This is a genomic window from Desulfoferrobacter suflitae (genome assembly GCF_022603395.1).
Lineage (GTDB): Bacteria > Desulfobacterota > Syntrophobacteria > Syntrophobacterales > Syntrophobacteraceae > Desulfoferrobacter > Desulfoferrobacter suflitae.
This window is the reverse complement of the sequence record NZ_JAIBKA010000001.1, coordinates 270,608-283,580: the sequence shown is the minus strand read 5'-3', so window position 1 is coordinate 283,580 and position 12,973 is coordinate 270,608. Positions and strand designations below refer to the sequence as shown.

Genomic DNA, 12,973 nt, shown 5'->3' with positions numbered 1-12,973 from the left:
CGCTTGCGGATGCACATGGAGTTTGCCTCTTTTCCTTATCTCTCCTCCATACTGGCGGCTTGCCTGCTGGGATTTGGCGCGATTCTGTTGATTCCCGCCAGGCACACCATGCTCATCCGGTATGTCAGTGCGGTTTTTTCCGGCATCACTCTGATTATCACTCTGTACCTCTTTTGCGCCTACGACAAGCGGGTGGGAGGCCTGCAGTTTGTAGAGAAAGTTCCCTGGATCCCTCCCCTCGGCATTCAATATTTCAATGGGGCCGACGGGTTTAGCCTGCCCAACTTGCTTCTCACCGGCCTGGTATTTTTTACCGGGGTGCTCACCATGTGGCGCATGGAGACCCGGGTGAAAGAGTTCTTTGCTCTCTATTTTGTGCTCGTGACCGGGGTTTTTGGCCTCTTCATGAGTATGGACCTGTTCTTCCTATTCGTCTGGTATGATGTTTCCCTGATTCCCATGTATCTGCTGATCGCCGTGTGGGGCACCACCCGCAAAGAATACGCCGCAATGAAGCTGACGCTGTTCCTCCTGGCGGGCAGCGCACTGATCCTGCCGGCCACCATTTATCTCTTTGTGCAGTCGGGTCTGAACACATTCGATATTGTCGCCCTCATGCAGCCGGGAACATTCGGTGAGTCGCAGCAGAAATTCGCGTTCATTTTTCTCTATCTGGGCTTTGGCATTCTGGCGGGTGTCTGGCCTTTCCACACCTGGTCGCCGATCGGCCACGTGGCGGCTCCTCATGCCGTCAGCATGGTGCATGCCGGGGTGTTGATGAAAATTGGAGCCTTCGGGATCCTCAGGGTCGCCATTTTCCTCTGCCCTCAGGGCTGGCAGCATTGGTCTCAGCTGATGGCCCTGCTTGCCGCCATTGGAATCATTTACGGCGCTCTGGTGGGGTTGAGACAAACCGATCTCAAATACGTGATCGGGTACTCGAGCGTATCGCATATGGGTATCGTTGGCCTTGGGTTGTCCACCTTGACCGTTGACGGGCTCAATGGAGCAGTTTTTCAAATGTTTGCCCACGGCGTGATGACCGCACTGCTGTTTTCTTCGGTCGGCTACATTTACGACCAGACTCACACCAAGTCCGTTGCGGAGCTGGGTGGGTTGAGCCGGACCATGCCGGTGGCCTCCAGCTATTTCATCGTGGCGGCTCTGGCCGGCATGGGCGTGCCCGGGTTGGCCAACTTTTGGGCCGAGCTGCTGGTTTTCATTGCGGCGTTCAAGGTGTATCCGTTGCGCGGCGTGCTGGCCATAGCGGCTCTGGTGGTGAGCGCTCTGTTCATGCTGCGGGTGGTGCAGCGGACCTTTTACGGTCCCGAGAAGGAAAAATATGCCCGGTTGTCCGATGTTCCCTTTGGTCTGGGGATACCCAGAATGATTTTGGCCGTTGTCTTGTTGTTATTCGGGCTGTTTCCGTCACTCATGGTGGACATGATCGAAACGGCGTCAATACCCTTTTTCAATGGATTGCCCAGATGAACTGGCTGCTGTTCACTCCCGAGATCTATTACCTGCTGGTTTCCTTGCTGTTTCTTGGTGCCTCCATGGGGGGACGTGCCACTCCCGGGACGGACTATATCGCGGCGCTGTCGGCGGCGGCGGTGGGGATGGCGGTCACGGCGGCGGCGGTGAAGTTGGAAGGCTCTCTGTTTGCGGGATCGTACCGGATCGACCTGTTGTCGCAGGTCTTTAAGGTGATTTTATCCTCAGCTCTCTTTCTGGTTCTCTGTATCTGCGCGCAACTCAACGGCATTCGCGAGCGGCACCGCCGCGATTTCTACTGTCTGCTGTTTCTGTGCACGGTCGCCATGATGATGCTGGTGAGCAGTGTTCACCTCATCAGCATCTACCTCTCCCTGGAACTATCGAGCTACTCTCTCTACGTCCTGGTGGCACTGCGGAAGAACGCCAATTTGGGGCTGGAAGCGGGGATTAAGTATTTCATCATAGGAATTTTTGCTTCGGCCATGATGTTTTTTGGCATGGGCATGGTTTATGCCTCTACCGGAGCCGGCTACTTGGAAGAATTGACAGAGGTCCTTCCAGGTTTTGTCCATGATCCGTTGTTGATGCTTGGGCTGCTCCTCACCCTGAGTGGATTCTTTTTCAAGCTGGCCGTCTTCCCATTCCATTTCTGGGCGCCGGATGTCTATCAGGGTTCCATGAACCAGGTGGCGGCGTATATCGCCACTGCCTCCAAAGTGGCGGCAATCGGTATTTTGTTGCGGGTCATTGCAGTGCTGGGAGAAGGCAACGCCTATCTCATCCAGGTGCTGGCCGTTTTGTCGATTGTCTCCATGACGCTGGGCAATTTGGCAGCCATTGTCGAACATGATGTCAAACGATTGCTCGCCTATTCGACCATCGCTCATGCCGGCTACGTATTGATCGGAGTATTGAGTGCCAGTGCCGGGGGATACTCCGGCACTGTTTTTTATGCCATGGCTCTGCTGCTGATGAAATTCACGGTTTTTTTGGTGGTCGTGCAGGTGGCGAGCGCCGGCGGCAATTTGCGCATAGAACAGCTGGCGGGTTTGCACCGCCGCTCGCCCCTTTTGGCTATGGCCTTGTTGGTGGCGGCCTTCAGCCTGGCAGGCATTCCACCTACAGTGGGCTTTACCGGCAAGTTTCTGGTTTTTACCGCAGCCATGCAAAAGGGTTACTTCACGCTGGTACTCATCGGCATGATCAACGTTGTCATCTCTCTCTACTACTATCTCATGATGGTGCGGGCCGCTTACCTGCTCAAACCTGATGAGGCCTTACCGGACCTTCATCTGTCCCTGCCGCTGCGAACGCTCACTGGAGCTCTGGTGGCCCTCATGCTTGTGGCGGGAAGTTTTCCGTATCCCTTCATACAGGCTGCCAATGCCGCTGTGCGCGCCTTGATGTGAGATATCTCACGCACTGAAGGGTCAGCCGCCGGCACAGGTGAGCGCCCAAAACCACGAGGATGGTCGCAGGACCGCTGGCAAGCGCTCCCCCAATCACTGCAAAATCCTTTGCAGTGCCGCGACCAGAGCATCGCACTGGGCATCGGTACCCACCGTAATACGCAGGAATTGCTCGATACGCGGAAGTGCGAAATGGCGCACGATGATGGAGCGCTCTCGCAACTGGCTGCTCAACTCGGCGGCATCGCGTCGAGGATGCCGGACAAAGACAAAGTTGGCGACCGAAGGCAATACTTCAAATCCCAGCTCTTCCAGACGCTTCGCCAGAATGGTCCTGGTGCGCATGATTTTCTGCCTGGTTTCTTCAAAGTAGGCGTGATCCTCGATGGCCGCAACGGCACCGGCTATGGCAAAACGATCCAGAGGATAAGAATTGAAGCTGTTTTTTACACGTTCCAGTGCTTCGATCAGTTGTGCATCACCTACGGCGAAACCGACGCGCAGACCTGCCAGTGAACGGGATTTGGAAAAGGTGTGGATGACCAGCAGATTGGCAAAGCGAGAAATCAAGGGAACGGCGGACTCACCGCCGAAATCCACATAGGCTTCATCGATCACTACAACGGAATCTTGATTACTGCGCAACAGCGCTTCTACGGCGGCCAGGGGCAATAGACGACCGGTAGGAGCATTGGGGTTGGGAAAGAGAATGCCCCCGTTGGCCCGTTTGTAGTCCTCCACACGGATTTGCAGGGACTCCGTAAGGGGCACTTGCTCATAGTCGACTTCATACAGCCGACAGTAGACCGGATAGAAGCTGTAGGTGATGTCCGGGAAAAGCAACGGTTTGGGGTGGCGCAGCAAGGCCTGGTAAGTATGCGCTAGAATTTCGTCTGAACCGTTGCCGACGAAGATTTCCGAGGGCTTCAATCCATGGTGTGCGGCAATGGCCTCCTTGAGCCGCTCCGCATTGGGATCGGGGTAGAGGCGAAGGGTGTCGGCCGCTTCTCTCCTGAGAATTTCCAACACCTTGGGTGAAGGGCCGTAAGGGTTTTCGTTGGTATTCAGCTTGATCAGGTCCAGCAATTGTGGCTGTTCGCCCGGTACATAAGGGGTAAGCCTGTGGACCACCGAACTCCAGTATCGACTCATAGCCATTTGTCTCTTTCTCTGTGGCAGCAATTGCACTGTTTAGGGCCTCATATGAGTGACACAAGTGGCACTCGAAATCAAGAGCCAAAGGATGATTGAACGGGCAGGGAAAAATAATCCGTGGCGTTACCTATGGTGCCGGATTTGGCGCTTCAACGCATTTACGGTAGTGTGCCGGGGTCGTATTCAGGATAGCGCACCTGTAGGCGTTAATGGTCGCCGCATCAAACCTGGTGGGTCCGCCGGAATCATAGAATTCGCCGTAGCGGTGCCGGGTGATCGCACCCGTTCTGATCTGCCCGGCCAGTTTTTCAACCGTAGCCGCATTCAGTTCCGGCCATCGGTAGATTTTTCCAAAATCATATTCAAGTTCCCAGCGTGCTCTGCCATCGGCACCCGTCCTCCCGTGAGTATCATTCAAGGGAAGAAAGACGCTCTGATAATTCTCAATCCTTCCCGTGGAGCCATCGTATTGATACGTTTGGTAACAGGGATTGGTCCCGAAGATGGGGCTGATGCTGGGGGCAATTTTCATGAGAAGCGATTCTTCGCCGTTCAACCGGATGATGCGAAAATCGTCCATGTGAGTGTGGCCGGCAAATATGATTTGAACCGTGGGCGCGTAACGCTCCGCCAGTTGTGCGAAACGACTGGTGAGGGTCTGTTGCCAGAAAGTGACGGGCCGCCCGTGTTGACCCTGCGCTTTGGCAGATGATGCGTAGTTGTCGATGCCCGCAGGGATATGCAGAAGCAGCCATACCTTTTCACCGGCGCTACGGCAATCCGCCAGTATGTTTTCCAGTGCGGCCAATTGATCAAGCGCCGGGGTCTGAGTGATTCGGCCGCAAGCATTGTCGTACCGGTTTGACCAGTATGCATCATTCAAGACGACGATCCGATGGCGCTTCATGTGGGCGATTCGAACGGTGTAAAGACTGTGGTCTGAAAAGTCTTTGGCCGGTTCCGCGAAGTGCATGCCGCCTCCCAGCAGCCCTCTCCAGACATCGGCAAACATCGCAAGAAAGGGGCCTTGGGGAGTGATGCTGTAGTTGCCGCAAAAACTATCATTGTTGCCCAGGGTCCCGATGATGGGCGAATTTGGCCAGCGGATGCGGAATTCGCGGGCCAGAAACTGCATGGTTTTGGTTGTGAACCTGCGGTAGGCGACGGGGTCGCTGTCATGTGACTTCTTAGCCAGAGCGTCATACTTTGCTTGCCATTGATGCGCCAGGTAATCGCCCGGGTAGAGGATAAAATCGGGTGCGGCAAGGCGTGAGCGGGCATCATCCAGGGTGCTCTTGAGCAGGGCGTAGTTGCTGTCCTCGCCATATCGGCTCCATAGAGCTTTGTGAGAGGAAGCGAAGAGCTTCTCCCATTGCTCGACCGGTTGCTCGACAAGCTGCGGGAACAGGCTTGGATCGTGAAAGGGGTTGAAATGAATGTCCGAAATCAGTACAAAGCGGCCTGAAGCAGTTTGGCCGTCAGCCGGACCAAAAACCCACAGGGCGGCCAGCAAGGTCAAGAGCATGGTCCACTTCTTGTCACTCGACATGGTCTCCTCCGTTACGCAGTTGTCAAATTCCATCGGGTGCATTCAATAGTGAGGGCGGATTTAAGCATAGTGCCTGAGTCACCACAGGGGGAGAGCACAGCATATCATAGCGCCAATCCTTACGCCGGACTCCTGTGATCCGCTGTTGGTCCGGTGTGATACTGGATTCCAGCAAAAAACCTGCGGAGAGGGCGCAGCGCATTGCTGGAGCAACGCCAATAAACGGGAGCAGACACCAATGGTCGGCCATCTGTTGAATTTGATCATCCTGCTGGTGATGCTCGTGGGCCTTCCGCTGCTCGGGGTTTACCTGGCGGGGCTGCCGTTATTGAAATTTCTCCAGTTCCCTCCCAAGACATCGTATGTCGTGCACGCGCCGTTTTCCTGGCGGGTCTTTCTAGCCTATGCCACTGCAGTAGCCCCGGTGATGGCATTTTTCACGGTGAGCATTAAGAGAGCATGGCAAACCCATCCCAAAGTCGCTCCACCGGCTACCGGATATTTCCCCTGGTGGGGATGGCTTGGAGTCGCAGCCGGTATGGCCGGATGGATTTTGGCCTGGTCCCGCTTCCCGTGGTTTTCTGCCTGGCAGACTCACACCTTCACACCGTTGTGGCTTTCTTTCATCGTGGTCATCAATGCATTGACCTTCCGCCGCTCGGGAACGTGCTTGATGATCAACCGGACCGGGTTTTTTCTGCTCCTGTTTCCGGTCAGCGCTCTCTTCTGGTGGTTTTTCGAGTACCTCAACCGGTTTGTGCAAAACTGGCACTACCTCGGACCGCACTATGATGCCCTGCAGTATTTCGTGTTGGCCACCCTGCCGTTTAGCACGGTGTTGCCGGCCGTGTTGAGCGTCCGCAAGTGGCTTCTGACCTATCCGCTGATCAAAACCGCATTCGCCCATTCCATCGCCATTCGACCACGTTATCCCAAAACAGTCGCATCCGTTGTTCTGGCGATTGCCGCGGCAGGCCTCGCAATGATCGGAATCTTTCCCAACTATCTCTTTTCATTGCTTTGGGTGTCTCCCGGGCTCATCATCGTATCCCTCCAAACCCTGCAGGGAAAACGGCACATCTTATCTGGCCTCGCTGACGGCGATTGGACCATGGCGGCGGCTTCCGCCCTTTCCGCCCTGTTTTGCGGCTGCTTCTGGGAAATGTGGAACCATTACAGTCTGGCCAAATGGCACTATTCGATCCCTTTTGTCGATCGTTTCCACGTTTTTGCAATGCCGATTTTGGGGTATGCCGGCTACCTCCCTTTTGGGCTGGAATGTGCGTCGGTCGGCGACCTGGTTTCCCACTGGTTGTCGCGCAGCAGTCGTGGGCGACGCAAGCCATAAAAAGGTGCAACGCAGCACCAGCGCAGTTCACCTTCCAGAGATTCATGGCTTGGTTCCGGATGCTTTAAAAAACGTGTAACAAAAAACACCATCGACTTCGGCTGTCCTGTATAAGTCCCGAATGCCTTGATCAAAAATGGCCTTATCCACTATTTGGGCATCCAGGGCGGCGCTGCGTATGCCCTCGATCATTGCCGTGAAGGTGTTTTTTATGAAACCTTCGACAAGCTCGGGCCTGCTGGAATCAACATAGACCATCCGTGGAGACACATGAATCGGGTCGAATCCGGCTTTCATCAGCAGCGGGTAAAGCTCTCTTCCGATCATGGCATTGCCTCCGGCTCGCCGTTGCAGTTCGACCTGACATTGTATGGCTGTGTGAGCGGCGTCACTGGCAGGATAAAAGTAGGCCGATCCATGGTCGCCTTCAATGACGGTGATTGTGCCACCCGCCTTCATGAGGTTCCTGAGGTTAGCCAGAGCCACATCGGGTCGGGAGAGATGCTCCAAAACGTGACACACGAAAATGTGATCAAAGGAATGCGGTTCAAGGTTCAGATTGAAAATATCACCCTGCTGAAATTCCACATTGGTAAGGCCTGCCAATTGTACGGCTCGCTTGGCTTCGCCAATGGAAGCAACGGATATGTCAATAGAAACAAACGATGCATCGGGGCTGTTGCGCGCCAGAGTAACCGTTTGGGCGCCGATGCCGCAACCGGCCTCGAGAACTCGGCAGCCGGCTGGATAAGAAGTATCTGAATGGAGGAGTTCGACCAAGGTATTGGCTTGATCTTGCAGCCGTCTGTTTTCTCTCGAGTCGTATCCATGGACATATTTCATGTGGTTGACCTCGCCTTTGGTTTTGCCCGATGTCAGGGATCAAAAACGCCGCCTGAATAGACGCTGGTGTTGCCGGCCCCTGCCCGAAAAAGCGGCAGGGATGTGCATGTCCTGCAGTCGGCCTGAAGCGGCATACCGGATGATCTCCAGGTCCCCTGCACCATGACTCCTGGAGCACCAAGGCCATTATGGCGTGAAACAAGGATAGAGGCAAATCCAAGATGAATTCGTCGATGCTTTGATTGAGCGATCGTTTTGCTACCCGTGCAGGCGGCTGTTCCTCATTGACCGCATGCGCACCGCGGCGTATAGTGATCCTCCACCAGGCCCCGGGGGCGGAGGATCAGGAAAATACAGAAGAGGATCAGCGCTTCACGGTACTCACCCCATCAGTAAAATCCGTTGCTGTTCCCATGGAGGGTAGATCATGTTTGATGACGCGAACCTTGAAAGGTTGATGAGCCTGGCCAGACTGATCCGCTATTACATCCTGGCGTGCACGACCCGGGCCGGTTCGGGCCATCCCACTTCCGCTCTTTCGGCGGTGGAACTGATGACTGGTCTGCTGTTTGGAGGAATATTTCGCTACGACCTGAACAATCCTGATCATCCCAATAACGATCGGTTGATTTTTTCCAAGGGTCATGCATCGCCGCTTTTTTACGCCCTATGGGCTGCTGCAGGAAAGTTGACCGAGGCCGATCTGATGACCTACCGTCGATTCGGAAGTCCCCTGGAAGGGCACCCGACAGTAGCGTTTCCTTACGTCGATGCGGCTACCGGTTCGTTGGGCCAGGGGCTTTCCATCGGCCTGGGTTTGGCTCTCAATGCAAAGTACCTGGATAAGCTCCCTTATCGAACCTATGTGCTGCTGGGCGACAGTGAGATGGCGGAGGGCTCTCAATGGGAGGCTATCCAGCTGGCCGCCCATTATGGGTGTGACAATCTCGTCGGAATTCTCGATGTCAACCGGTTGGGGCAATGCGGTGAAACTATGTACGGACACGACCTGGCAGCTTACGAAAGGCGCATTGCCGCCTTCGGCTGGGCCACCTTTGTGATCGACGGCCACTCCTTTCCTGAAGTGATCGAGGCCTACCGGAACGCTCTCCGGGTGGCGGACAAACCGACCATGGTGATCGCCAAAACCGTCAAAGGCAAAGGGTTCTCGATGCTGGAAAATCAGGATGGCTGGCACGGCAAGGCCCTCGCCAGGGACGATTTTGAACGGGCCTTGAAGGAGATGGGAGACATCGATGCCTCCATTCGGGGTGCAATAGTCCCACCCGCACACCTGAGGCCACAGAAGTCTGTGCCGGGCAAAGCGGATGCAATGGGATACCGGGTGGGAGAATTGATGCCGACCAGAAATGCCTTTGGCAAAGCTCTCAAGCGAATCTACCCGGCGTTTCCAGAGATGGTGAGCGTCGACGGAGAAGTGAGCAATTCCACTCAGGCCCAGCTGTTTAAGGAAGAATGCCCCGATCGCTTCTTTGAAATGTATGTGGCCGAGCAGAATATGGTGGGAGTGGCCCTGGGCTTCGCGTGTCGCAAGAAAATTCCGTTTGTTTCGACTTTTTCTGCATTCATGAGTCGTGCTTACGATCAAATTCGCATGAGTCAGTATTCCGATGCCAATATCAAGTTTGTGGGGTCCCATGCAGGAGTGTCCATTGGCGAGGACGGGCCTTCCCAGATGGGGCTGGAGGATCTGGCGTTTTTTCGCACGATCCTGCACGGCGTTGTGCTGTATCCCTCAGACGCTGTTTCCTGCGAAAAGCTGGTCGAGGCAGCGGCAAAATACTACGGGATAGTCTACCTGCGCACCACGCGCGGAGCTCTCCCCGTCATCTATGATTCCAGTGAAGACTTCCCTATCGGGGGCAGCAAGGTGCTGCGCCAAAGTAGTCAGGATATTGCCACCGTCGTCGCAGCGGGAATCACTCTGCACGAAGCTCTGCACGCCAATGACCAGCTGAAAGAGCAGGGCGTGTGGGTGCGCGTCATTGACCTTTACAGCATCAAGCCGGTGGATGCGGAAACGCTGCACCGGGCTGCCGAGCAAACCAGGGCAATCATCACGGTAGAGGATCATTACGCGGAAGGGGGTCTTGGGGAAGCAGTGCGATCCGCTTTTGAGAAGTGCCCGGTGCCCATCTACTCGCTTGCGGTCAGGCATAAGCCCAAGAGCGGCAAGCCACACGAACTGCTGGATTTTGAGGAAATCTCACACAAGGCCATCGTTGCCCAGGTGCACCGCCTTCGTGCATCGTTGATTGGCGGTTAGACGGCAGAAGAGGAGCTCGTTATGCAAATCGGCATCGCCGCCGATCATGGCGGATTCGACCTCAAAGAAACTCTGATTATGCGGTTGAAGGCCGCGGGTTTCCAGGTTGCAGACTTCGGGGCCTTCGAGCTGGTGCCGGGTGACGACTATCCGGATCACGTGATCCCTCTGGCGCAGGCGGTGGCCAGAAGGGAAGTGCCGAAAGGATTGGCCATCTGCGGCAGCGGTGTGGGGGCGTGTGTGGCGGCCAATAAAGTTCCTGGCGTGAGGGCCGCACTGATAACCGACGTATTTTCCGCCCACCAGGGGGTCGAAGATGATGAGATGAATGTTATGTGCCTCGGGGGTAGAGTCACTGGTCACGCCCTTGCATGGGACCTTGTACAATCCTTTTTGGCTGCCAGGTTCACAGGAAACGAGCGCTTCGTGCGCCGGCTCAGAAAAGTCGCGGCGCTGGAGAGACGGGAGAGGGACAGTCTGTTGTAATTGTGTGTTTTGCCCGGGAGGGCTTAAAACGACAGCAGAATAGGCAGGCCGTGGTATTCATAAGTTAAGAACCGGTTGTGACGGAACTGACAGAGGAGAGGGAAATGCAATTGGCTGCGGTCGGTGTCGATCTCGGCGGGACAAAGATTGCTGCGGCCCTGGTCGATGAGAACGGCAACATGTTGCAATCCTTGCGCGTTGCCACCGATGTTGATGGGGGCCCTTCTGCAGTTTTGCAGCAGATCAGAGAGCTTGTCTCAAACATCGCGCATGGCCGCGGCGTTAAGATCGTCGGATTGGGTGTGGGGGTCGCCGGCCAGATTGAGGCCGGAAGCGGGATGGTACATTTTGCGCCCAATCTGGATTGGCATGAGGTGCCGTTTCAGGCTCAGTTGAGCTCAGCCTGCAGGTTGCCGGTGATCATCACCAATGACGTTCGTGCCATCACCTGGGGAGAATGGCTGTTTGGGGCCGGCCGGGGATGCAATGATCTGATCTGTGTGTTTGTGGGAACCGGCATCGGGGGGGGTATTGTTGTGAATGGGAAAATTTTGAATGGTTGCAGCAATACCGCAGGTGAAATCGGTCATCTCACGGTTGACTTGCACGGGCCCAGGTGCACCTGTGGAAACTACGGGTGTCTGGAAGCTCTGGCAGGAGGCTGGGGCATTGCGCGTCAAGCCAGGCAGGCAGTATCCGATAATCCGGCGGCGGGCGCTAAACTTCTCCAATTGGCGGGCGGGGAGCAGGACAAGATCACCGCCAGGATGGTGGCAGACGCCCATAAAGGCGGCGATGCTCTGGCGGGAAATCTGCTGCAAGAAGCAGGGGAAGCTCTGGTTGCGGGCATGGTCAGTCTGGTGAATGCTTTTAATCCCTGCAGGTTGATTCTGGGTGGTGGGGTCATTGAGGGACTGTCGGAACTGGTTGATCGGGTACGGCTGGGGGTGCGTCAGCAAGCCCTGGCTGCCGCCACCAGCAAATTGGAAGTGCACACCGCCCGGCTCGGCGATGACGCCGGAGTAATCGGTGCGGCGGCTCTGGCCCTGCAATCCTTTGACAAATAAATAGCTGGCAAAGCGGGAGAAACCATGGGGAAACTTTCCGCCTCTATTCTTTCTGCGGATTTCGGCAGGCTCGCCGAACAAGTTCGGGCTGTGGAGGAAGCCGGTACAGACTGGATCCACGTGGATGTCATGGATGGGCATTTTGTCCCCAACATCACTATCGGTCCGGACGTCGTCGCATCCATTCGAAAAGCCACCAAACTTCCGCTCGACGTGCATCTGATGATTGAAAAACCGGAGCGCTATTTGCAGGCTTTTGTGGATGCGGGGGCCGACTGGCTGGGGGTGCATGTGGAAGCATGCCCTCACTTGCACCGCACCCTCCAGAACATCAAGGAGCTTGGGGTGCGGGCCACTGTGGCATGCAACCCGGCAACCCCTCTGGCTGGTTTGGAATATGTGTTGAATGATGTGGACATGGTCCTCATCATGACCGTCAATCCGGGTTTTGGCGGTCAAGAGTTCATTCGCGCAACGCTCCCCAAAGTGCGCCAATGCCGCCAAATGATCGATGCATTGCAGGCGCCGGTACTATTGGAAGTTGATGGAGGAGTACATCAGGGGACCATCGATGAGCTGGTGGATGCCGGAGCGGATATTTTTGTCGCCGGTTCGGCAGTCTTCTCGGGAGCAGATTATGCCGGCAACATATCGGAGTTGAAAAAACATATGGTCAAGAAGGTGAATTAGCCGGACGAGAAAGTGGAATCGATAGCTCTCGGGGCAAGCAACTTATGCCGCCTTCTTGATAAAAACGCCCAGCATGCCGATCTTCCTGATTTCGAGCGCATCCTGCTGAAACAGGTTGAATTGGTTCAAGCTTGCCTTGAGTTCGCTGCCGTAAAAGCGATCTTCCTCCGGATGCAGCAGGAGACGCCGAGTGATAAAATTCTGGTAGAGAGAAGGGTAGAGTTCTTCAAGGTAATAGGCCCCATGGGGCTTGAGCACCCGCGCTATTTCGCCTACGCTGCTGCGCCAGTCCGGAATGTGGTGCAGCACCCCGAAACCGAAAACGGCGTCCAGTGAGTCGTTGCGACAGGGTAAATGCAGCACATCGGCGGCAAAAAAGGAAATTGCCCGTTTGTGGGCGGCAGGCAAGTATCTGCCGGCCCTCCGGATCATATCGATGTCGAGGTCCATGGCATGCAGAACGGCTGGCTTGAACTCCTTGTGTATCATCAGTGCACCGGCGCCGCGACCGCAGCCTATCTCCAATATTGCGGCGCCGGGCGGTAACGGAAACATTTTCTTCAGGCGGCGAATCAGCAGGCGCTGTTCGAACACCCTGACGAAATTATTGACGACCCATCTTTCGGCCCAGTTCAACTTCAT

At 55.5% G+C, this 12,973-nt stretch carries 11 protein-coding genes; 7 read left to right on the top strand and 4 right to left on the bottom strand.

The window, feature by feature from the left end; translation table 11 throughout:
- Positions 1 to 9: 9 nt before the first annotated feature.
- Together K1V27_RS01345 and K1V27_RS01340 are read left to right on the top strand one after the other, a co-directional pair.
- Complete coding sequence (locus K1V27_RS01345; protein WP_258927722.1) at positions 10 to 1,491, top strand: complex I subunit 4 family protein; 1,482 nt, start codon at positions 10 to 12, stop codon at positions 1,489 to 1,491.
- Positions 1,488 to 2,906, top strand: coding sequence for an NADH-quinone oxidoreductase subunit N (locus K1V27_RS01340; protein ID WP_258927721.1), 1,419 nt, complete (start codon positions 1,488 to 1,490; stop codon positions 2,904 to 2,906). Before K1V27_RS01345 ends, K1V27_RS01340 begins: the two co-directional genes overlap by 4 nt.
- A 93-nt stretch (positions 2,907 to 2,999) precedes the next feature.
- On the opposite strand, the gene hisC is transcribed toward K1V27_RS01340, so the two are convergent.
- On the bottom strand, positions 3,000 to 4,058 hold the full coding sequence (gene hisC, locus K1V27_RS01335; RefSeq protein WP_258927720.1) for a histidinol-phosphate transaminase: 1,059 nt from the start codon (positions 4,056 to 4,058) through the stop codon (positions 3,000 to 3,002).
- Positions 4,059 to 4,188: 130 nt separating this feature from the next.
- On the bottom strand, positions 4,189 to 5,610 hold the full coding sequence (locus tag K1V27_RS01330; protein WP_258927719.1) for a metallophosphoesterase: 1,422 nt from the start codon (positions 5,608 to 5,610) through the stop codon (positions 4,189 to 4,191).
- Positions 5,611 to 5,848: 238 nt separating this feature from the next.
- Here K1V27_RS01330 and K1V27_RS01325 point away from each other — a divergent pair, with 238 nt between their 5' ends.
- Positions 5,849 to 6,958, top strand: a complete 1,110-nt coding sequence (locus K1V27_RS01325; RefSeq protein ID WP_258927718.1) for a hypothetical protein — start codon at positions 5,849 to 5,851, stop codon at positions 6,956 to 6,958.
- A gap of 42 nt (positions 6,959 to 7,000) precedes the next feature.
- Here the strand turns inward: K1V27_RS01325 and K1V27_RS01320 are convergent, their stop codons facing one another.
- The gene (locus K1V27_RS01320; RefSeq protein ID WP_258927717.1) at positions 7,001 to 7,801 is read right to left on the bottom strand and encodes a class I SAM-dependent methyltransferase; all 801 of its coding nucleotides are present in this window, start codon (positions 7,799 to 7,801) and stop codon (positions 7,001 to 7,003) included.
- A gap of 427 nt (positions 7,802 to 8,228) precedes the next feature.
- Here K1V27_RS01320 and K1V27_RS01315 point away from each other — a divergent pair, with 427 nt between their 5' ends.
- From K1V27_RS01315 to rpe, 4 genes are all read left to right on the top strand, one after another.
- Complete coding sequence (locus K1V27_RS01315) at positions 8,229 to 10,088, top strand: transketolase (protein ID WP_258927716.1); 1,860 nt, start codon at positions 8,229 to 8,231, stop codon at positions 10,086 to 10,088.
- Positions 10,089 to 10,109: 21 nt separating this feature from the next.
- The gene (locus K1V27_RS01310) at positions 10,110 to 10,574 is read left to right on the top strand and encodes an RpiB/LacA/LacB family sugar-phosphate isomerase (protein ID WP_258927715.1); all 465 of its coding nucleotides are present in this window, start codon (positions 10,110 to 10,112) and stop codon (positions 10,572 to 10,574) included.
- 104 nt (positions 10,575 to 10,678) lie between these two features.
- Positions 10,679 to 11,641 (top strand): ROK family protein, encoded by a 963-nt coding sequence (locus tag K1V27_RS01305; RefSeq protein ID WP_258927714.1) that lies wholly within the window; start codon positions 10,679 to 10,681, stop codon positions 11,639 to 11,641.
- Between the two features lie 24 nt (positions 11,642 to 11,665).
- Entirely contained in the window at positions 11,666 to 12,331 is a 666-nt protein-coding gene (gene rpe, locus K1V27_RS01300) for a ribulose-phosphate 3-epimerase (RefSeq protein WP_258927713.1), read from the top strand.
- A gap of 42 nt (positions 12,332 to 12,373) precedes the next feature.
- Here rpe and K1V27_RS01295 read toward each other — a convergent pair whose 3' ends face one another.
- Positions 12,374 to 12,973: a class I SAM-dependent methyltransferase gene (locus K1V27_RS01295; protein WP_258927712.1), complete on the bottom strand. Its 600-nt coding sequence runs from the start codon at positions 12,971 to 12,973 to the stop codon at positions 12,374 to 12,376.